21 protein-coding genes and 1 pseudogene are annotated in these 20,650 nt (G+C 43.5%); 6 read left to right on the top strand and 16 right to left on the bottom strand.

Annotation, left to right across the window (positions count from 1 at the left end; all coding sequences use genetic code 11):
- Positions 1–24 precede the first annotated feature (24 nt).
- On the top strand, positions 25–933 hold the full coding sequence (locus tag ACFI6J_RS10345; RefSeq protein ID WP_278346205.1) for an alpha/beta fold hydrolase: 909 nt from the start codon (positions 25–27) through the stop codon (positions 931–933).
- 219 nt (positions 934–1,152) lie between these two features.
- Here ACFI6J_RS10345 and ACFI6J_RS10340 read toward each other — a convergent pair whose 3' ends face one another.
- From ACFI6J_RS10340 to ACFI6J_RS10320, 5 genes are all read right to left on the bottom strand, one after another.
- A complete protein-coding gene (locus ACFI6J_RS10340; RefSeq protein ID WP_110288632.1) occupies positions 1,153–1,440 on the bottom strand; it encodes a type II toxin-antitoxin system RelE/ParE family toxin in 288 nt (95 codons plus the stop codon).
- A complete protein-coding gene (locus tag ACFI6J_RS10335) occupies positions 1,441–1,671 on the bottom strand; it encodes a ribbon-helix-helix domain-containing protein (RefSeq protein WP_110288631.1) in 231 nt (76 codons plus the stop codon).
- A gap of 255 nt (positions 1,672–1,926) precedes the next feature.
- Positions 1,927–3,093 (bottom strand): alpha/beta hydrolase, encoded by a 1,167-nt coding sequence (locus ACFI6J_RS10330; protein WP_278346204.1) that lies wholly within the window; start codon positions 3,091–3,093, stop codon positions 1,927–1,929.
- Between the two features lie 267 nt (positions 3,094–3,360).
- Positions 3,361–4,575, bottom strand: coding sequence for a beta-ketoacyl-ACP synthase I (gene fabB, locus ACFI6J_RS10325; protein WP_168462852.1), 1,215 nt, complete (start codon positions 4,573–4,575; stop codon positions 3,361–3,363).
- A 296-nt stretch (positions 4,576–4,871) separates the two neighbouring features.
- Positions 4,872–6,434, bottom strand: a complete 1,563-nt coding sequence (locus ACFI6J_RS10320) for an AMP-binding protein (RefSeq protein ID WP_278346203.1) — start codon at positions 6,432–6,434, stop codon at positions 4,872–4,874.
- Positions 6,435–6,657: 223 nt separating this feature from the next.
- On the opposite strand from ACFI6J_RS10320, the gene ACFI6J_RS10315 reads away from it, so the two are divergent.
- Both ACFI6J_RS10315 and mnmC read left to right on the top strand, forming a co-directional pair.
- Positions 6,658–7,902, top strand: coding sequence for a galactose oxidase (locus tag ACFI6J_RS10315; RefSeq protein ID WP_282763501.1), 1,245 nt, complete (start codon positions 6,658–6,660; stop codon positions 7,900–7,902).
- A 33-nt stretch (positions 7,903–7,935) separates the two neighbouring features.
- Entirely contained in the window at positions 7,936–9,999 is a 2,064-nt protein-coding gene (mnmC, locus tag ACFI6J_RS10310) for a bifunctional tRNA (5-methylaminomethyl-2-thiouridine)(34)-methyltransferase MnmC2/FAD-dependent 5-carboxymethylaminomethyl-2-thiouridine(34) oxidoreductase MnmC1 (RefSeq protein ID WP_278346202.1), read from the top strand.
- A gap of 121 nt (positions 10,000–10,120) precedes the next feature.
- Here the strand turns inward: mnmC and ACFI6J_RS10305 are convergent, their stop codons facing one another.
- From ACFI6J_RS10305 to ACFI6J_RS10280, 6 genes and pseudogenes are all read right to left on the bottom strand, one after another.
- Complete coding sequence (locus ACFI6J_RS10305) at positions 10,121–10,846, bottom strand: FlgO family outer membrane protein (protein ID WP_278346201.1); 726 nt, start codon at positions 10,844–10,846, stop codon at positions 10,121–10,123.
- A gap of 10 nt (positions 10,847–10,856) precedes the next feature.
- A complete protein-coding gene (locus ACFI6J_RS10300; RefSeq protein WP_278346200.1) occupies positions 10,857–11,621 on the bottom strand; it encodes a FlgO family outer membrane protein in 765 nt (254 codons plus the stop codon).
- 4 nt (positions 11,622–11,625) lie between these two features.
- Positions 11,626–12,291 (bottom strand): FlgO family outer membrane protein, encoded by a 666-nt coding sequence (locus ACFI6J_RS10295; protein WP_278346199.1) that lies wholly within the window; start codon positions 12,289–12,291, stop codon positions 11,626–11,628.
- A gap of 384 nt (positions 12,292–12,675) precedes the next feature.
- Positions 12,676–13,095 (bottom strand): GNAT family N-acetyltransferase, encoded by a 420-nt coding sequence (locus ACFI6J_RS10290; protein ID WP_039236431.1) that lies wholly within the window; start codon positions 13,093–13,095, stop codon positions 12,676–12,678.
- Positions 13,092–13,470: pseudogene (locus tag ACFI6J_RS10285) on the bottom strand (VOC family protein). Before ACFI6J_RS10285 ends, ACFI6J_RS10290 begins: the two are co-directional and overlap by 4 nt.
- A gap of 45 nt (positions 13,471–13,515) precedes the next feature.
- Positions 13,516–13,953 carry a GNAT family N-acetyltransferase gene (locus ACFI6J_RS10280; RefSeq protein ID WP_278346197.1) on the bottom strand — a complete coding sequence of 146 codons (438 nt, stop codon included), beginning with the start codon at positions 13,951–13,953 and terminating at the stop codon, positions 13,516–13,518.
- Between the two features lie 266 nt (positions 13,954–14,219).
- Between ACFI6J_RS10280 and ACFI6J_RS10275 the strand changes: the two genes are divergently transcribed.
- Positions 14,220–14,930 (top strand): hypothetical protein, encoded by a 711-nt coding sequence (locus ACFI6J_RS10275; protein ID WP_278346196.1) that lies wholly within the window; start codon positions 14,220–14,222, stop codon positions 14,928–14,930.
- 93 nt (positions 14,931–15,023) lie between these two features.
- Here the strand turns inward: ACFI6J_RS10275 and ACFI6J_RS10270 are convergent, their stop codons facing one another.
- Positions 15,024–15,527: a DUF2938 domain-containing protein gene (locus ACFI6J_RS10270; RefSeq protein ID WP_278346195.1), complete on the bottom strand. Its 504-nt coding sequence runs from the start codon at positions 15,525–15,527 to the stop codon at positions 15,024–15,026.
- 91 nt (positions 15,528–15,618) lie between these two features.
- Here ACFI6J_RS10270 and ACFI6J_RS10265 point away from each other — a divergent pair, with 91 nt between their 5' ends.
- A complete protein-coding gene (locus ACFI6J_RS10265; RefSeq protein ID WP_278346194.1) occupies positions 15,619–16,038 on the top strand; it encodes a helix-turn-helix domain-containing protein in 420 nt (139 codons plus the stop codon).
- Between the two features lie 60 nt (positions 16,039–16,098).
- Here the strand turns inward: ACFI6J_RS10265 and ACFI6J_RS10260 are convergent, their stop codons facing one another.
- Genes ACFI6J_RS10260 through ACFI6J_RS10250 form a run of 3 tightly spaced genes read right to left on the bottom strand, consistent with a single transcriptional unit; the run spans position 16,099 to position 18,007 of the window.
- Entirely contained in the window at positions 16,099–16,587 is a 489-nt protein-coding gene (locus tag ACFI6J_RS10260; protein ID WP_278346193.1) for a GNAT family N-acetyltransferase, read from the bottom strand.
- Between the two features lie 5 nt (positions 16,588–16,592).
- Positions 16,593–17,324: an SDR family oxidoreductase gene (locus ACFI6J_RS10255; protein WP_278346192.1), complete on the bottom strand. Its 732-nt coding sequence runs from the start codon at positions 17,322–17,324 to the stop codon at positions 16,593–16,595.
- Between the two features lie 26 nt (positions 17,325–17,350).
- Entirely contained in the window at positions 17,351–18,007 is a 657-nt protein-coding gene (locus ACFI6J_RS10250) for a hypothetical protein (RefSeq protein WP_462586073.1), read from the bottom strand.
- Positions 18,008–18,215: 208 nt separating this feature from the next.
- On the opposite strand from ACFI6J_RS10250, the gene ACFI6J_RS10245 reads away from it, so the two are divergent.
- Positions 18,216–19,742, top strand: coding sequence for an ATP-binding cassette domain-containing protein (locus tag ACFI6J_RS10245; protein ID WP_342351270.1), 1,527 nt, complete (start codon positions 18,216–18,218; stop codon positions 19,740–19,742).
- A 223-nt stretch (positions 19,743–19,965) separates the two neighbouring features.
- Here ACFI6J_RS10245 and ACFI6J_RS10240 read toward each other — a convergent pair whose 3' ends face one another.
- Positions 19,966–20,649, bottom strand: a complete 684-nt coding sequence (locus ACFI6J_RS10240; RefSeq protein ID WP_278346189.1) for a DUF1826 domain-containing protein — start codon at positions 20,647–20,649, stop codon at positions 19,966–19,968.
- Position 20,650 lies beyond the last annotated feature (1 nt).

The raw sequence follows: 20,650 nt of genomic DNA, 5'->3' as shown, positions 1-20,650 counted from the left end.
ACGCAAAGAAAAGGAAAGTTCGCGTTGAAAATTTTATCTGTCAGCATCGTTATGCTTTTATTAGTCGGTTTTGTATATCAGTCATATTCAAGCTATGTCGATTCCACCTCTTTTGACAAGCGTGGAGAAATGATAGATATCTGTGGCTATAGCCTTTATGTCGAGGACACTGGAACAGGAAAAGTTACCGTAATTTTTGACGCTGGTATGGGTGATGACTCATCAGTCTGGAACAAAGTAGTAGAAGAAGTCTCACAGTTTTCTCGGGTTATTACCTATGATAGAGCTGGCCTTGGGTGGAGTGAGGAAAGCCCGCACGATAGAGACAGTAAAGTCATTGTCGCTGAACTTCACTCGGTTCTAAAAGACAAAGATATTACTGGACCAATTATCCTTGTAGGCCATTCATTTGGTGGGGTTAACATGCAGCGCTATGCCCTTACCTATCCTGAATATATAGCCGCTTTGGTGTTGGTAGACTCTGCCCATGAAGATCAGATAGAGGAGATGCCTCAAACGAATTATCTTCAAAAATACCTTTTCAAATTTGGAATGTGGGCAGCCCCTGTCGGTATTCCCAGATTGTACCTTTCCAACACTAATCCAGAAGAAAAAGCTAAAAAAAGTACAACCAAACATCAATATACCAGCTTAGATGAAGCCGAATACTTTCCAAGAAGCCTTAGTGAATTAAATGAATTAACGCCTAACTTTGGCAATTTGCCTTTGGTTGTTGTTGCGCGAAATAAAGCATCTTCTGAAATCGATAATACAAAAACCAGAGATTTGGTATGGGCGACTTTGCAGGAAGACATTGCCACTCGCTCTACCAATAGCACAATCATTTTTTCAGGGGAACGTCAGCATTCTATTCAGAAAAGGCAGCCAGAAATAGTTGTTGAAGCAATTCAAAAGTTAGCTGAAAAGCTTTAACTAATACTAGAATTCCGCTATGGAATGCCTTGTAGTAATTTTCCGAAAACTTAGTAATAACACAGTAGCCCTCTATTAATATTAGGGTGAGCTTAGGGTTTTACTTAGTCAGATATGGATTTGTACGTGACGAAATGTATTGAGCGGTGCAACTTCGTTTCCGTCTTTAAGGTCTGCCAAAAAAAAGAGCGGACACCGAGTTTTGTTTGTTGGCTTGATTTAGAGCCATTCAACGATGTCTTGCCCACCCAGAATTGCCATTATCTCAACTTCAATACCATTGTATCGATAGTAAATACTGTCTGAACCATAAGCGCAGCGTCTATACCCCTGTCGAATATGGTCAACTGATTGGTATGCGGATGGATTACTTGCAATTCTTTCAAATGTCTGAAAAAAACCTTCGAAATACTTATCCGCTTGGAGTTCGCCAAATTCTACAAATCCATATGTATAAATACGCCTGAGATCCTCTTTGGCATTCAGCGATAACTTGTAGCTTTCCATTTATCTTTTTAATTCAGCCTTAAATTCTTTCAGCATATCTTCAGGCGATTGTTCAATGAATCCGCTTCTCTCTGCACTGACGAGCTTTTGATTTATTTCCTCAGCGCGTCTGGCCCGGCGAATTAAATCATTCACGAGTTCACTTTTGTTTGCATATTCTCGCGTATCTTCAATATGACTTTTGAGCCACGCATCATTTTTTTCAGTCAGAGTGATACTTTGACGAGGCATGACATTTACTCCAATAAATCTTATCTGGTGCAATATTACACCAGACTTGGTTAAACATCAGCATTTTTTAATTTAGAGAAGACAAGAGCCAAAATTATCACAGGCAGCTTGAGTGACGGGTAAATGTACGCAGCCGAAGAATAGTCTTTTCTGGCAACTACAGACAAACATGGTGGCTAGCAATGGTAACGACATGAGATAACCGTAATTGATGTATCTTCCATCACATATACCAAACGGTTGGGTCATCTAGGATCATAGAGCATCTAGAAAACTAGCAATTGAAGATTTTAACTCTTCGTCATCTTGATTTATCAAATTCAAAGCTTCTTGTCCGTATTTTTTTGCAAGATCCACCTGCTCACGTTGCTCGTAACCTTTGGCTAAGTTAAAAATAACCCACGCAGAGTCTGGATATAATGATGCATTGTATTTTAATAACTTCATACCTTTCTCTGGAGAGTGAACACCATTGGTCATGTAGTCTGCGGCGAAGTTTATTGACCCCTTACGAGGTTGAATTTCTTGATAAAGGTCAGAAGATAGCTTTTCGTAGTGTTCAGAAATGGCTTCAGGCCCTCCTTCTATTGCATCAAATGGTAAAACCCAATTCCTGTAGAGTTCGTTTGTTGCATTAACCAAACCGGATATATTCGTTGCAGCATGGGGAAGTTTTTTTAAAATTTCACTTTTCACCCTTAACCCTGGAACACTGTGTTCTTTGAAAAAGGTTTGTAACCTTAAAAAAGAAGCGGCCATTGTATTAGTTGTTTCATACTCACTTTTTACTATTTCATTACCTAAATTCATATATATGAATTGCTTTAAGGATTTACGAGATGAAAGGTAAGTAATAATTTTTTCTACTGTTTTATTATCTCCCCAGTGAAGGGATGGGCTGAAAGCATAATGCGCTGTAAAGAGTTCAGGCCGAGCTTGAACGGCATATAACGAAAGTAATCCTCCAAGAGAGTGACCTTCGAAAATTCTAAATTCAGAAGTCTGATAATTACTGTCTACAAAAGGGATAAGCTCTTTTTCGATATAGTCTAGGAAAACATCTGCTTTACCGCTAAGTACATCAGCTGTTGCGTGTGGAGTAGGTGTATAATCTCTGATGCGGTTTTCATTATCTATAGTAACCACAATAGTCTCAGGAATTAGCCAGTCATCATAAAAGCGTGCAATTACCGCACTTACCATTTGTTTATAATACTTGCCGTCCAAAGCATATATTACTGGGTATCTGTGAGTGGGATCTTCTCCATACTTCTCAGGAAGGTAAACACTTATTTTCTGTTCTTCGTTGAGTACTTTTGAATTTAACACATGCTCTTCTAAAGTAAGCTGTTGCGCCAATATCGAACTTGAAAAACAAAATGATAAGAATAAGCCAAACAAAAACTTCCCTGCTACATTCATGATTTCCTATCTTTTTTTGAATTGATTTATTGCTCACTATATAAATGTACCTATTAATGTTCAAGCTGACCGATGCGTTAGCTTAAATAGAGAATTAAAAAGTAATTGGTATTGTCTTCTCTATAATACCTAGGCACTTTTCATAGAAAAATGGAACAAAAAAGGGCGTAAACACAAACACCCACGGTGCTCAGGTTTACGCCCTTTTGTCTTCTTTGAAACTTCTTAACTGAAGCTAAAAAAGCTTACTGGTTCAAGCGGTTTCAATTAACCGTTGTAACGCTGCATAACTAACGTTGCGTTAGTGCCGCCAAAGCCAAAGCTGTTAGACATAATTGTGTTTAACGTTGCTTCACGTGCTTGGGTAACAATATCTAGCCCTTGTGCCGCGTCGTCTAACGTGTCTATGTTAATTGATGGCGCAATAAAGTTATTCTCCATCATCAACAAGCTGTAAATAGCTTCGTTTACACCCGCAGCTCCTAGTGCGTGACCTGTCAGCGACTTGGTTGCACTAATAGGTACGCCCGCTTGGCCAAACACTTCTTGAATCGCCGCAAGTTCCTTCACGTCACCTACAGGCGTAGATGTGCCGTGGGTATTCAAGTAATCGATAGGCGCATCAATATTTTGCATTGCCATTTTCATACAGCGAATTGCGCCTTCACCCGACGGTGCAACCATGTCGAAGCCGTCTGATGTAGCGCCGTAACCTACTACTTCGCCGTAGATTTTTGCGCCGCGTGCAAGCGCGTGCTCAAGTTCTTCAACAACAACCATACCACCGCCGCCAGAACTTACAAAGCCGTCGCGTGCTGCGTCATAAGTACGTGATGCCACAGCAGGATTGTCGTTATATTTAGAGCTTAGTGCGCCCATAGCGTCGAATTGGCTTGATAGTGACCAATGTAATTCTTCACCGCCACCGGCGAATACTACGTCTTGCTTACCAAGCTGAATAAGCTCTAGCGCATTACCAATACAGTGGGCACTAGTTGCACACGCAGAGGCAATTGAATAGTTCACGCCACGAATTTTAAACGGTGTCGCTAAGCAAGCCGATACCGTAGATGCCATACAGCGGGGAACCATGTATGGACCAACACGCTTCACGCCTTTTTCGCGAAGAATATCAGCAGAAAGCACTTGGTTTTCAGAAGACGCGCCACCTGAGCCAGCAATAATACCTGTGCGCTCGTTTGAAATGTCGCTATCTTCTAAACCAGAGTCTGCAATGGCTTGTTGCATCGCCACGTATGCGTAGCCTGCCGCATCGCCCATAAAGCGCATAGCTTTACGGTCAATATGGTCTTTCAAATCGATGTCGATGTTGCCCCAAACTTGGCTGCGAAGGCCCATTTCGGCGAACTGTTCTGAAAATGTAATTCCAGACTTACCCGCTTTAAGTGAAGCAAGTACGTCTTCTTTATTTACGCCGATGCTTGATACGATACCAAGACCGGTGATAACTGCTCTTCTCATAGTTTACCCTTTGCGTTGTTGCGGCTTATGGTAACGATTTTGAATGGTAAAGTGGTCTGCTCTGCCAATTGCCATACTCAAATTTGCTAAACTTGAGCGTTGCAGTAGCTGTTTCAATTCTGGGCTTATGTATATAAACAGGTAGTTTCCCACTTCCCTTCTTTTTCGTTTCTGCCGTCTTTGCCTAAGCTTTCTTGTTCAGAATATTTCCAATGTAGCATGAATGCACAGGGTCATGACCAGCGTTAATTTATACCTTCATAAAACCTTCAAAATAGCTTTAGCGGTTTCTTTTATTAAGTAAATTGGGCTCTAAGTTTGTTCTTAAATATTTTACCCGTATCTTCTCTGGGCAGAGTATCGAGCATTTGCAAAATTTTAGGCCACTTGAACCGCGCCAGTTTGCCATCTAAATACCCATGTAGCGCATCAATCGACAGCGCGTTGTCGGGTGAGCATTGAACAGCCACCACAACATTTTCACCATACTCAGCATCAGGCACACCGAACACCGCGCAGTCTGCAACTTCAGGCATTTCTATGATGACGCTTTCTATTTCAGCAGGAAATATATTGGCGCCACCTGAGATGATCATGTCTTTTTTCCTATCGCAAATATATAAGTAGCCATCTTCGTCCACATGACCCATATCTCCTAATGTCGTGAATTCACCAACATGTAAGTCGCTTTGCGTGCCCGTAGTATTGGTATATTCGAATGGCGCGAACATGGAAAGGTGCGCGTATATGACGCCAACATCACCTACTTCGCACTCCTCTTTATCGTCGCTCAGTATTTTAATCGCGGCACCCGGAATGGGCTTACCCACAGAATTTGGCTTATCTAATGCTTCTTGAGATGAAATTAAGGTCATAAAGCCTAATTCACTAGCGCCATAAGACTCATAGAAAATTGGACCAAACCAGTTAATCATTGCTTCTTTCACATCGCTCGGCAGTGCTGACCCGGTTGATAAGGCAAAACGCAAACTTGAAGTGTCGTATTTGCTTCTTATCGACTCTGGCAGTTTAAGTAGCCTCACCATCATGGTAGGAACGATATAGGCGTGAGTCAGCTTAAACCGCTCTATGTCTTGTAAAAAGCGTTCGGGGTCGAATTGAGGCTCAATGTATACATCAATATTACCTGCTGCTAAACAGCAGAGCGTAAGCGCATGTGGTGCACTGTGATAAAGCGGTGCCGAGACGAAGAAGCGATCACCTATTGATAGCTGCATTAACGCTTCAGACAGCCCTTTAAATATTAAATAAGGGTCTGGCCGAGTTAGGTCTACATCTCGCTTAATACCTTTAGGCTTTCCAGTGCTGCCAGATGTGTAGGGAAACATGCCCTTAAAGCGCTTAGGCGGTTCATTGTGGCGCTTTGCGTTTGGGGCAGCTAATAGCGTATCAAGGCACAGATACCGCTCCCCGATTTTCGGTTCCGAAGCCAGTTTAGAATCACCTGTAAGATGATAGCGCTCTAAAATGCTTTTTGGCGTTTTAATCGTGTATATCGCAGACAAGGTGGGAACTTGTAATAACGTTTCGTGGGCATTCTCACCCTTTAATAAATCGCGATGAGCGAATAGCACTTTAGCGCCACAGTCGTCTAAAATAGGCAAAAGTTCGGCAACGGGGCTGTGCCAATTAAGCAGAACATAGCGCGAACCCACATATCGGCATGCCTCTACTATTTCAAATATATCGACGTGGTTTCGCATAAAAATAGCTACCACATCGTTATCGCACACACCTTGCTCAGCCAGTGCACGTGCTATGATACGTGCACGATCATCCATTTCGTCTCTAGTGCGTTTGCAAATGCTTTGACCACATTGGTGAAACACGCCCGCCATACCTTCTCCCTGAACTATGTTCAATAGACTTAGCGCTAAATTTAACAAACTATTTACAATAACAATTAAATAAACGTATTGTTTTTACTGATAGATTGTTATTTGCAAAAGCAATAAGAAAAGAAGAGTTTTAAGCAGGTACAAACTTTTGCGGAAAAACAAAAAGGTGACAGGTAGAATACGCGGCCAAACGTTCGAAATTTAGATAAAACTGAAGATTGCTGTGTTATTAAAAAAGCCAAGAACCATTGCTCTACGCATTTTTCAAAGTACGGTACCCCGACTTTCTTTCGTGGTGGCTGCCTTTATCATTGCTTCTGCAGCGACTGTCTCAGTAACAGCTGCGCCTATCGTCCTCCCCGCGCTACCAGAGCCAGTTTCAAACAATGCCGTAGCTTCTGTAACCATAGACGACACACAATATGTATTTAGTTTTATGGGGCTGGGCAAAGGCAAGACCCATAAAGACGTGCACAATCGTGCTTGGCAGCTTCCTATTGATAGCAAAGATAAACCTTGGCAGTGGCAAGCCCTTCCCCCAGTTCCATCCAGCCTTGCACTAAAAGGTCGTTTGGCTTCCGTAGCAGTGGGCGTTAATGACAGCGTTTATATTTTTGGCGGTTACACGGTTGATGAAGATCACAATGAAATTAGTACGCCAGATGTTTATAAATACGCTCCTGTAACAGGGGAATATACGCTATTAACGCCTATGCCCGTGCCTGTTGATGATGCAACTGCTTTAGTTTACCAAGACCGTTACGTTTACTTAGTTTCAGGCTGGCACAACGATGGCAACGTAAACCTTGTGCAGGTTTACGATACGCAAACCGGCCAATGGCAACAGGCGAGCCCTTTTCTTGGCAATCCAGTATTCGGGCAAGCTGGCGGCATCGTTAATAACACTATGGTAATTTGTGACGGCGTTTCTGTAACACCTCACAGCGATAAACGCCGTAGCTTTGCTGCAGAAACTGCCTGCTTTAAAGGCGTAATTGATAAGCAAAACCCTTTTAAGATTGATTGGCGCACGCTTGACCATCCAACGGGTGCTGCGCGCTATCGCATGGCGGCAGCGGGCAATGAAGCCACCAATAAAATCTATTTTGTTGGCGGCTCAACTAATCCGTACAACTATAATGGCATTGGCTATAACGGCGAGCCTTCAACTGCAGATGACGCCATATGGACCTTTGATATTGCCGAAGGCACTTGGGTTATCTCGAAAACAGAAGCTGAAGCGCCTACGATGGATCATCGCGGATTAATTAACGTTAACGGTTCTTGGGTTACTATTGGCGGTATGCTTGGCGTACAGCTCGTGACCAGTAAAGTAATCCCGCACTTTTCAACACTCGCAGAAGTGTCTTGTTTATCTAAAAGGCAGGCTAATTCTGGCGCTTCAAAACAAGCATCGGATGGGCAAGCTGATGAAGTAGTGAAAACTGCCTCCAATTCAAAGTGCTAACACCAAAACAATATAAACGGAGAAAAATAAACAGTGAAATCTAAGCATGCACAGGTTCATTTTAATGAGAGCGGTACGCCTGTCGCCGACCATTTTGACGACGTTTATTTTTCTAACGACAGCGGAATTGATGAAACCCAACACGTTTTTGTTGCAGGCAACGACCTTGCTGAGCGCTGGCAACAGTGGCGCAACCCTACTTTTGTCATCGCCGAAACAGGTTTTGGAACTGGGCTGAACTTTTTGGTCGCCATGCGTGCCTTTAACGAATTTAGAGCAGCGAACCCTGATCATCCGTTAAAGCGCCTCTACTTTATTACCACCGAAAAGTTTCCACTGCCTCAACAGGATATGCAGCGTGCGCTAGAAGCTTTTCCTGCCCTTAAAGACGAAGCGCAAGCACTCGCTTCACTTTATCCCATGGGACTTGAAGGTTGTCATCGCCTTCATTTTGACAACCATTCAACCACACTCGACTTGTGGATTGGTGATGTTCACGATCTTCTACCTCAGTGGCATTCCCCTGAAAATGGCCTCATCGATGCCTGGTTTTTAGATGGTTTTGCACCTAGCAAAAACCCTGATATGTGGACAGATGCTCTGTTTAGCCAAATGGCTCGCTTGTCAAAAACCGGAACTACCTTTGGAACCTTTACCGCCGCAGGAATCGTAAAGCGTGGGCTAGCTGGAGTGGGTTTTACCATTAAAAAACGCAACGGTTTTGGCCGTAAGCGCGACATGCTGACCGGCGTTTTTAACCAAGACCATGAGAATGTGCAGCATAAACTTCGCCTGCCTGCTGGCCCCTACTATAGGTACGCGAACGACAGTTTAGATAAAACAAGTGAAGTCGCGGTAGTAGGCTCCGGCCTTGCAGCAGCTACGGCATGCCTGGCTTTAGTAAAACGCGGCATTAGCACTACTTTGTATTTTGATGGTGACACCCTTGCAAGCGGCGCTTCTGGCAACCCGCAAGGCGGCTTTTATCCGCAGCTCCATAGCGAAGCAAGTATTGCCAGCCGCATTCAGGCGCACAGTTTTTTGTATGCTAGACAAGCCTACGACCACACTTTTGAACATGTAAAAGCCTGTGGCCTAGCCGACGTTGCCCATGATTTCTGTGGTGTTATTCAACTAAGCTTTAACGACAAGGTAGCAGAACGCCAAAATAAATTGGCTGCTGCCGACGTATGGCCTGAAGCTTTGATCAAGCCGGTGAACAGCAAAGAAGTAAGCGATATCGCTAACCTAGCTCTTCCCTACTCTGGCTTATACATCGGCCTCGGCGGATGGATTTCTCCTCCACAGCTAGTTAATACCATGATTGAAGAAGCACTTCAAAGTGGCAAACTCGAGCTGAAACCCAATCATACCTATATATCTCATGAGGCAATTGAGACAACAAAGCAGCGGGTGCAGATTCGTTTTAACTTAGATAGCGCTGAGAGTGAAGAAGTTATTACTGCCGATCACCTTATCCTTGCCCTTGGTGCAGGTGCGGTAAACGCTAGCGATTTTAACAGCCTATCCCTTCGCCCTGTTCGCGGCCAGGTTGAAGCTATTCCCACCCAAATGCCAATTGAACAGCTTAACACTGTGTTGTGTCATAAAGGCTATATGACACCTGTATTCGAAGGTCGGCACGCGTTAGGTTCAACCTACGTTAAAAACGACTTAAGTACCGATGTACGAGGCGATGAAACTGAAATGAACCTCGCCACACACGAACAGGCGCTGGCAAACACCGACATCGTGCAAGCATTACAACATGACGGTAAAGCCAGAGCGGCTACGCGTTTAGGTTCACCCGACCACCAGCCTGTTGTCGGTGCACTACATAACTTTGATTCATTAAAAGAGCTCTACACTATGCTAGGCGTGGGCAAGCCGTTGACTAGCGCGCCAGTGTTGCCAAGCAGCGTAGTTTCCACGCTTACTTGCTTAGGGTCACGAGGGTTAACCACAGCACCTTTAATGGCAGAGGTCTTGGTGAGCAGTCTATGTAAGGAGCCGCTACCTTTAAGTAACGATTTGCTTAATGCAGTGAACACAAGCCGCTTTATGACTCGCGAAGCAATTAGAAGTCAGGGTAAATAAAAGGAGAGGTCTTTGTGAAAATTCTACTGTGCCTAGACACAAAAGATCGGATGTTTAGAGGTTTTAAAGCGAATATGCAATGAGTTCGCTTTCGAAAACAGAGTGCAAAGGAAGTAAATGGCTAGTTTACGCTAGCCATTTTATTTAAATCCATCACGATAAAAGCGGGAATGTATACGTTGGCGCTTGCCACCACTTGTTTATTTTCCAGCGACACGATGCGGGCGTTTACGCGGACGCCTCTGTCATCTTCAATGATGGTGCCAGTTACAACATGGTCCATTTCAACCTGTTTAGCGAGTGCAGTACCATCTCGAGTAAGTACGAAATCGCCGACTGGCGTTACGGTAATGCCACCTGCAAGCTTAAAGTCGACAACCGCTAACCCAAAGTCTTGTAGCTCGGCTATTAGATACTCTGAAAGCTGATTGCCTAACACGGTGCTGTCGCTCAACGACTGATTAAGCCTCACAAAGCTCGCCACACCCACCATATCTTGCTGCGTAAGACGGGTTGCATTGTCCATTAACTCCATCGCAAGTTGCGAGGCGTAATCATTTAAGCGCTTATGCGTTTGTGAAGGTGAATAGCCATGATGTAGTGGGTCTTTATAGCCGGGTTCGACTTCCACGTGCTGTTGATATTGTCTATCGCGAGAATCTGGTGTGTACTCCAGCCCTGAGCGGCTTGGTACAGGCACTGGCTCGGCGTGATGAGTAATTTCACCGTCTTCACCTAACCAAAATGAGCCAATAGACTCTGTGCTAGTGCACCCTGTCATACATACACTCAGCATTACGCCAGCGGCTGCCCAACTGCTTGACACAAGCTTCTTTGTAAACACCATGCTGAAACTCCTAGCCGCGACTTAGCTTAACGCCATCGCGCATACCGTTTTGCTGGCTACCGTCACTTGGAATAAGTGCATCTACTACGTAGAACGGCACTAACATTTGCGCAGTTGCCACAACTGCGCGCGACTCCATGCCCAAAATACGAGCGTTAACTAACACGCCACCTTGGTGCTTTGTCATCGTTCCCGTTAACACGTATTCAATAGGAAGGCTGCTGCTCAATTCCAGATAGTCTCGGCTTAATACAAAATCGCCATCGTCAGTAATGCGAATATACTCGGTGGCTTTGAAGTCGATAACCGGCACGCGGAATTTATGCAGTTCGTGAACGAAAGATTCCGCCATCTGACGACCAAGCAAGTCTGTTTTCTGCAAGTCAGTATCTAGCAGTGCAAAATGGGTTACACCAATAGGTGTTTTGTTATTCACATATTCCATATTGGCAATTAAGTCTTGCGCCATGTTCTTCACATAGTCGCCAATGTGCTTGGTTAGAGGTCGACCTTTATACGCGCCCTGTACGCTCGAATACAAAGGAGGTTGACCGATAGCGCCGTATGCGTCCATACCCTGAGACTGGGTATCACTGGTATTTTCAACTGGCTTTGAAGGAGCGCGGTCGGCGGCAGTAATATCAATCACATTCATGACCGGGCGCTGAGGCGCTTGTTCGGCTACCTCTTCTTCCCCCATCATCATAGAACACCCGCTAACGCTTAGCAGTGAAGCACAAAGCGAAAGCGCCGCGTATTGATTTCGTCTTTTCATGGGGTTACCTCGTACCTTCAGTTCTGTATAACTTGCCGTTTCTGGTGGTTACTTGTTCTTCGCGCCAAAACAGTTCGGCAGGGAAAAAGCGTGTTGCTGCAGCGACAATGTTTTTATTTCTAGCGTTGATAATTCGAGCGTTAACCACCGCACCAGACTCTTGATACACCATGGTGCCGGTAATATAAAAATCGACGCGCTCAATGTTGGAAAGCTGGTCGATATCGCGGGTTAATACTCTGTCGCTTTCGTTACTAACAATTATATCGTTCGAAAGCTTAAATTCTTGAGTAGAAAAGCCTCTTTTCGTGGCCTCAGTAATCATTCCCTGTTCAAGTTGATGGCCCAACAACATTAGCGGATGTTGATGATCAGCACTGTATTTCATGGTATCGGCAGGTACAAAGCCAACTACCGCATAGCGAGACTGACGTGCTGGACCCACATCAGCAAAAAGTTCGTTTGCCAACATATAGGTATGGTATTCCACATTCCCCAATGCCGATACGTCGCTGGCATCGGTTTGCGCAAATTGACTCTTAGGTTCGTCAGATGAAGAGCAACCAGAGAGTAAGCCCAAGAGAAGCGCGGTATACGCCAAGGCTTTCGCGACTAAGCGACCATTTTCTGTCAGCAAAGCGTAAGAGACAGGTTTTGTCATACTTTTCATTACACGTGTCCAGTGAAAAACGTCAAATTTCTATCGGAAAGAAGCAAAAACTCATCGAAAAACAGTGATCAGCTACTACGCAAACCGACATTTTCAGTGTCTTTAAACAAGCTTCTGCAAAATTCACACCAAAGAGAGGCTACAAGTCGCGTTGAGAACGCTACTTTTAAGCGTGTTAGATAAGGCGGCTAATTTCAGGGAGATATAGCTTTTCAGTGCTGAAGGAATTTAATATCCATCGCCATCCAATTCATAAAAAGCGGAAGGAACTTGCCGCCTTAGGACAGAAAGCTGCCGATAATTAATAGGCAATTATCATAATACCAAGTGACTAGAAAACTTGAGGACTCCTGAGACTCTCATGCCGCGTTAATGACCAATTAGCTAAATAAACCTGCACATGCCTAAACCTAAACTTTCACCATCACGAGGTTCAAAACCGAATTTAAGATAAAAACTCTCTTTACCGTGCGCAGCCAACAAGCCAATGGTTGCGCCAGGTGCGCAGCAAGACTCTAAATGTCTAATCAACGTGTTCATTATTTTCGATCCCAAGCCTTTATTCTGATGTTCTGGATGAATAATGACGTCTTGAATATAAAAATACATTGCGCCATCGCCAATCACTCGACCACAACCTACAAGATTGTTATCGAAGTAAATTGTTGCCCAAAACAACGAGGCATCAATACTTTTTTGAACAACCGATAGACACGGGTTACTCCATCCAATTAATTTTCTTAAACTGGCAAAGTCTTCAACTGACGGAGGACTTTCTTTAATTGTGTAATTCGTATGCATCATTGGTCATTCTGCCCCTCGTTCTCGCAAAAGCTAGCTACCTAATTCGGTAATGTGAAGTAGTTCGCCCGACGGGCCCCACAGATAGAAAACGCTTCCCCAATGTTGTTGCTCAATTGGCGAAATTTTCGTTTTATGTAACGAGCGCGAGCACAAATCAAAAGAGTCCTGAATGTCTGCTACACATATTTGTAGCATAAAGTTATTCGCCAATTCAGTATTATAGAAGCGCTGGAGAAAGAATAGACAATCACCATTCTCAAACAGTGTTAGGTCTTCATTTACGTATGAAGCATTAAATCCAATCTCAGAATAAAATGCTTTAGAAATATCGTAGTTTTTGCTTGGAATAAAAGTCTTAATATCTATGACGTCCATATCTTACGATTTCTCTCATTTCGCTGTTTCTAATTTAAATCGTGGCTAAATGGCTATAACAGCAAGCATGTCTTCGCCATCTTCATCTAACCCCACCTCTTCGAAACCAAAGCTTGAATAGAAGGCTTTGGCGACAGGATTCTTAGGGTTATAGCATATCTCAATAAATTTGAGCTCGGAAGTTTGCTTTATAAGCGTGATAGCTTCAGATAAAGCAACTCTGCCAATCCCTTTGTTTTGGTGGCTCTCATCTATCATAAAGCGCCAAATGGACACCTTAGTTGGCGTTTCCTGAACCCACATCAAGAATCCTACGGGCTGGTCGTTGCAATAAATGGCTTTGCAGGTATGGTTCTCGTTGTAGAAAGACTCAACCAACGACCACATATTGCACGCAACAAACCCTTGCTGATTTTCCGCTACATCCAAGTCACAAACCTGCTCATAGTTAGATTTGTTTATCTCTTCCAGTGAAATTTTCATCCTGTTTTTTTCCGGTTAATTATTAAGAACAAATAAATAATTGTGGCCGTTTTGATATTTTAAACTTTCTTATCAGCAATTGAGGTAAGTAATTTCGTTATTCATTGTGATATGTTGTTCTTGGTTTGTGTTTTAATCTTTATAGTACGGTGACACGCTTTACAGGAACTGTTGGTTAGGAGCATACGGAATAGCGCTTTTGACAGAGGTAATCTTACCCACAACAAGCACAACATCTTTCAGTTATTGAAATAAGGATATTTATATTGAAAAAACTCTCTTTTGTTTTGACCGCAGTATTGTTCACTACTGTGGGTTACTTTATCGGTTCGTTAACCAGTGAGCCACGTCTTCAGAAACAAGGCCAAGCAACTAACCTAAACAATACAGCAGTTCCCCACGCGGATAAGTCAGGTTCAACTTCGTCTCAAGCACTAACTTCAGCGGAAGAACTTACGGTGACGAAAGTCGATACTGACGCTGAGCTAAAAAATGAAAAGCTAACTAGTGATGAAACCAATGTTCACGCTTTGATTGAACCAGAAGAACCCATTGACGATACAAGTTACATTTTGCAGGTCAATAACGACATTGCCACATTAGACACTAAGCGTTTAGGTTCGTTGACTATTACGGAATTAAAGGGCCTTGTAGAGACGATAAAGTTTGCTCCAAAGACTAGTGAGACCCTTTCAATAGAAAGCGATCTGCAAGATTCACTTATCGACAAACTAAATGAGCAAGACGCAGCACTGTATCAAGAGGCCGTTTGCAATAATGACCTTTGTGCAATAGAGGTGGCGTCAGATGACGCTGAAATATTAAATAGTCTAGTAGATGACTTAATGTTTGATGCAGACATTTCATCCAGTATGCAAGGAGGCTTTGTTAGGCTATACAGTGAAGACAATCAACACTTTGCTACATTTCTTGGCGTCAGAAAAGGTAAGGCATCAACTGTAATAATCGCCAACTGAATGCTCTCTAATTGCTTATTCTACGAATCAACGCCTCACTGTTGTCAGGCTCTGTCTAGCATTCTGCAGCTTTCACTTTTATTCATCGCTCGATCAATTCAATAATTCTAATGACAAGACGAGCTTTAGTATCATAGCCGAAAGGTACAGCCCAACGCCAAATACGACGTGATTAATAATGCTGTGTAACCGAGCGTTATTGGGATTAGGCGTTTTCGATGCGGCAATACCCGCCCCCATACCTGGCTGCAATATAAAAAACGGTGCAACGACTGTAGCGATACCGGCCGCCACTGCTGGACCTAGCGTCGGTTCGAACAACCAAGACTCTCCGCATATGAAAATAAGCAGTGCTGCATAGGCAATTCCAATTAGGTAATGGGCTGTCCACCCAATAGTACTTTCCCCGTGAACAGCATGGGCACTTGAAATAGAAGTATGACGAAACTGCCCTTTTCTCATGTGCCCTATCCAGCGCCCCACCATGCCCCAATTGGTAGGGGCAATACCAAACAATTGCTTTCTCAACAAGGCCCACAAATCCATCACTAAAGTAGCTCCAATACCTATCAGCAAGATAAAAACAATACTTTGCATATTCACTCTCAATAACTAGTTTCAATTAACATGAGATGCTAGCCTACAACTTCAAGTTAACTTTAAGTCAAGCATTCCTTTGGGAAAAAGTATGGAAATATCTCAGGTCGCCAAAAAGTCAGGAGTGTCGGCATCAACACTGCGCTTTTATGAAGAAAAAGGCCTTATCAAATCTATTGGTCGACAAGGTATACGTCGCGTATTTAGCTCAAACGTTTTAGAGCGCCTTGAATTAATCGCACTAGGCCGCGCAGCTGGTTTTTCACTGGAAGAAATTTCTGGGATATTAGGAACCGATGCAAAGCCTGATATAGACCGCGCTCTGCTACTTAAAAAAGCGAGCGAATTAGATGGAACAATCAAAAAATTAGAAGCAATGCGTGATGGTCTGCAGCATGCAGCTGCTTGCACAGCACCGAGTCATTTGGAATGTCCGAGGTTTCGTCGATTGATGAACCTTGCAGCCGCAGGGGTGATTGAAGGCGTTGCCGCGAATAAGGCAGCAAAATAAATATCCGTATCAATGGAAACCACTCAACGCTTTGCGGGTACTAAAGTCACCATCGCAGAGCTACCTCAAAATGGCAAAAATATGGCTATCGTAAAACCGTCCATTTTTAAAAATGGCGCGTTGCAATATCGCTTCTTGCTTAAACCCTGCATCTAACAGCAGCTTTTGCGAAGCAAGATTGGATGAAAATACGCAGGCAAAAATGCGCTCTATACTTGTGTTTGAGAAAGTAAGGGCGATAATTTGGCGCAGCGCGTCACGCATAATCCCTTTTCGCCAATGTGATGAACAAAGCCAGTACCCGACCTCTCCGGCTCTTTCATATTCAAAGTTTCCAGGGTTAACACCAATACACCCTACTAACTCGCCGTAGTACTCTACAGCTTTTATAAAACCCTCTTTGCTCCCCTCTTGAATCCACCATGTGGCATCTTCTTTTGTATAAGGGCTGGGAATTTTTGTCGACAGAAATTGCGTGACCGACGGTTGATTCAAAATATCTACCAGTCTACCTACATCGCTCATTTTAAAATCTCTGAGTGTTATCACGCGCTTTACTTCCCACCCGCTAAATCAATAAACGACCCTGTAATATATGAAGACTGAGGTGATAGAAGCCAGGCTATCGCCTGTGCGACTTCATCTGCTGTACCGCCCCGCTGCATAGGAATTTGTGAGCTTAACCGTTCTACTCTGCCAGGTTCACCACCATCGGCATGAATGTCTGTTTTAATAAAACCAGGCCGGACGCTGTTTACACGAATGTTCTTCGCAGCAAGTTCTAATGAAAGCCCTTTGGTGAATGAATCCATTGCCCCTTTCGACGTCGCATAGTCGACGTATTCAAAAGGAGCACCAGTACGAGAGGCAATGGACGAAACATTAACGATTGCGCCTCCTGCAACGCTTTGTTTTACAAAAGCCTTTGAACACAAGAATGCGCTAAGCACATTGGTATTAAGTACTTTGGTGAAGCGCTCTGCACTGACGTTAATTAACTCAGTTTTGGTAAATAAAACACCCACATTGTTAACCAAATGCGTTACCTCATCCCACTGTTCCCTTACATATTCGAACATGTCCAGCACTTGCGCTTCATCTGAAACATCGGCTTCATGAGCAAATGCAACGCCACCGTTGTCAGCTATCGACGCGCACACCCTATCCGCAGCATTTTTATCTGATAGGTAATTAACGCAAACCTTATAATCGTTACTTCCCAACAATTTAGCAGTTGCGGCACCAATACCGCGGCTCGCCCCAGTAACAATGACTACTTCTTCCACTCGATATCCCTTTCTAAAAAATTTGATTACTCTTTACTCAGCAATCGCTTTATAAAATACGCTTGAGTACAACACACAATCACAATTAACGTTACTGAAATTTCTGAAGGCATTCCCAATTGTGCAAGAGCGATAACAGGCTCAGGTAGCTTCCCACCGATAAATACTAAGTGGCGAAGGTCAAAAAAGACTGGGAAAATTGAGTAGCATAGCAGGTCATAAAACATAAAAGCGCCGAATACACACACTTTTCTCAAGATACCCACAGGGCTGCATAGCCAAAGGAAAATGGTACATAGCAAAGAGATTAAGTAAGTTGTACCACTTCCCATCAAAAGCACGACCGCCACACGGTTTTGGTCGTATAAAACGCTGCTATGCTGTATGTTTAGGATAGGCTTTATAATATAAGAGTTAAATTCGCGGTGAATATCAACACTTAAAGGTTTTACCTCTGGAATGAAACTAACAACTGCTACCGCACTGCCGGGCCAATGCTTTATATGATTCAGCGCCCCCATTTCCGGAAAAATTTCGAAGCCAGGCCAAACAGCAATGACTAACTGCCCCATCCCTAATATTTTCCCTGCTATTCCGTGCCCTAGCTCGTGTATTAAAACCGAAATAATAAAATAAATGAGTGCTACACAGATTAATGTAAATCCTTTTTTAAACGTAACCATTCCTTGTTCTCTTAGCTAATCTATTTGGGGCAATAAGTATTAAAGTTGAAGCTGTTGGTTTTTAATACAAATACTAAGAGGTGTAAATTACATCAAGGTTCCCAAGATAATCGTGATTAAACATAGAGCACCATTTTCGAAAGGCACAGCAGGCTAATTAGCTCTACTGAGGAATAACACCATTGACAGGTAAACAGAAAACTTCACAATGGTTCTACTTTATATTCACTCGCGATCATTAATGCTGTACCTTTCTGAATTTCAAATAAAGCTTCCTAATCAATACATTACTCCTGCATTTTCGCTAGCGCTCTGTACTGAAAGTGCGCCGTCGCACTTCCTTATCGCAGGTAGAAACAGTAGCGGAAAGTCACTCTTAATTTCCGCGCTTGCCGGTAATGGGAAGGTAGCAAGCGGTAGTCGTGAATGTACTTCGGTTGTTGCAGAGGTATCGGTTTTTAAACAGCAAGCGATAATTGAAGAAGAAAAACAAAAAGACAGTGCAGATATTTTAGACGTAATAGCTGAGCCAACACAGGTTCGCGAACTATTCGCACAGACTAATGAGGATTATCAAAACCACCCTTATTACGACGAACTCGCCTCTGCGCTTAGAATTGAGCATTTGCTAGATAATGGGTTTCTTTCACTTTCAACAGGTGAAACCCGCAAGATTATTATCATGTTGGCATGGTTAAGTAATGCCTCTATTATTTTGCTTGATGAACCCTTCGAAGGTTTAGATGTTGAAGCGATAAGCGCATTTAGTCGCTTTCTTGTCTCTCAGCAGCAAGCTTCTTTAGTACTTACCGCCAACAAACTCGCAGATATTCCCAAGAATATGCAAGCCCAGTTGATTGTTATGGATGACTTGGCTATTACTTGGAAATCTGACGATAAACTTAACTATGACGGTTTGCGCTCAGAACTAAGCACCTGGTTTGCACTAGAGTCTGATGATATTGATGTTCCCTCAGCCCTTAACGCTAAAGACAAACACGGCGATGGTGCCAATCGCACTGACCGAAACCTCAATGATCAAAACAGTGAGTTAGATTCACTACCTCATACCTTAATTCAGCTTAAAGATGGGTTCGTGCGCTTCGATGAGCGAACCGTATTTGAAAAGCTTAACTTTACGCTTAACAAAAATGAGCATTGGCAGATCACTGGTCCAAATGGGTCAGGCAAAACCTGTTTGCTTCAAATGTTTACCGGTGATAACTCCCATTGTTATACCAACGATTTAACAATGTTTGGCATAAAACGTGGCACCGGCGAGAGCATATGGGACATTAAAAAGCACATTGGAATTATGTCGAATGCGCTCCACATGCAGTACAAAGTGAATGCAAGTGTCGAGCACGTTATCATTTCAGGCTTTCACGACAGTATTGGTCTGTACACTCGCCCCACGCTAGCGGAACGCGTGGTGGCAGAGCAGTGGCTTGAAGTACTGGGTTTGAAACAGAAAAAGAACTCGCCGATTCAGTCACTGTCTTTTGGTGACCAGCGATTAGTACTTATTGCACGTTCTATGGTTAAGCACCCCGCCGTGCTTATTTTGGATGAACCTTGCAATGGTTTAGACGACTTCAACCGCCAAAAAGCGCTTAAGCTTATTGATATATTGGCTAAAGCAGGCACAAGTACACTGCTGTATGTAAATCACCATGCAGAAGAACGCATTCCTAGCATTCACAATACGTTAAATATGAAAGACTATAATGTTTAAGGGTATATGTTGAAAACCTTGGCTTTTCAAGTTTTCGCTAAAAAGGTGTGGCACTTGCCTGTTAGACTATTTACCTTAACGCTGGAAGCTTAAAAGGGGATATTTAAGAAGATTAGCGCAGCTAGGTACCGAGAAAGAAAAAAGCGCTATCACAAGGGAAAACTCATGGAAAAAGTGATAGCGCCGAAGTAACCGAGGGTGAGGTACAATAAGTACTTAAAAACTACATGGGATCCAGGGTAAGCAACACGCGATGAGTACCAGGGATGACTTTGCAGGACCGATGCACGGCGGCAAATTCTTCATGGCCCTGCCACGACTTACCTTTAAGTAAACCCACATCAAACGCATTCATTTGCCTAACGCTGCACTCGTGATAGTGCTGGCCCAACCTATTCTTAGTAAGCCCTTGCGTATTCGCGTCGTTAAGACCAATCATTGGGCGTGTAACCACACTCTCTTTCGGCAGCCACTCTGTACCTTCGCCCAAATAGGTATTCACCAACCGAACAGGAATGTTGTCCACATGAAAGCTTGGGCACATTGCTGATGAAAGGGGCACTAACCTTACGCCCACACTGTCACAGTCAAATAGCGTGGTGAGCATGTCAGACAGCAAATAAATATCGTCAATGGCAGCCTGCTTTCCGGCACTATTTCTTCCATCAGGTAAAAGCTTTGCGATTTCCTCTTTCAGTGATGTTAAAGAGAAAACACCGCGAATCCCCATTCCTAATGACTTAAAAACGTCGACATAATATTGCGTGACAAGTGGTACTTCAGGCCTTGTCCATAACGCAACGCTTATCCCTTTTTCAAAGATATCGCCCAACACCATAGCATCGGCGCTTGAACGCCAAGAGCCGCTGTGTTCAAAGGAAGTAATGTGGTCTTGTAACGCCTGCATA

The organism is Alteromonas sp. G4i13 (assembly GCF_054960505.1).
Note: the sequence above shows the minus strand (reverse complement) of the source record. Positions and strands in the feature narration are given on the sequence as shown.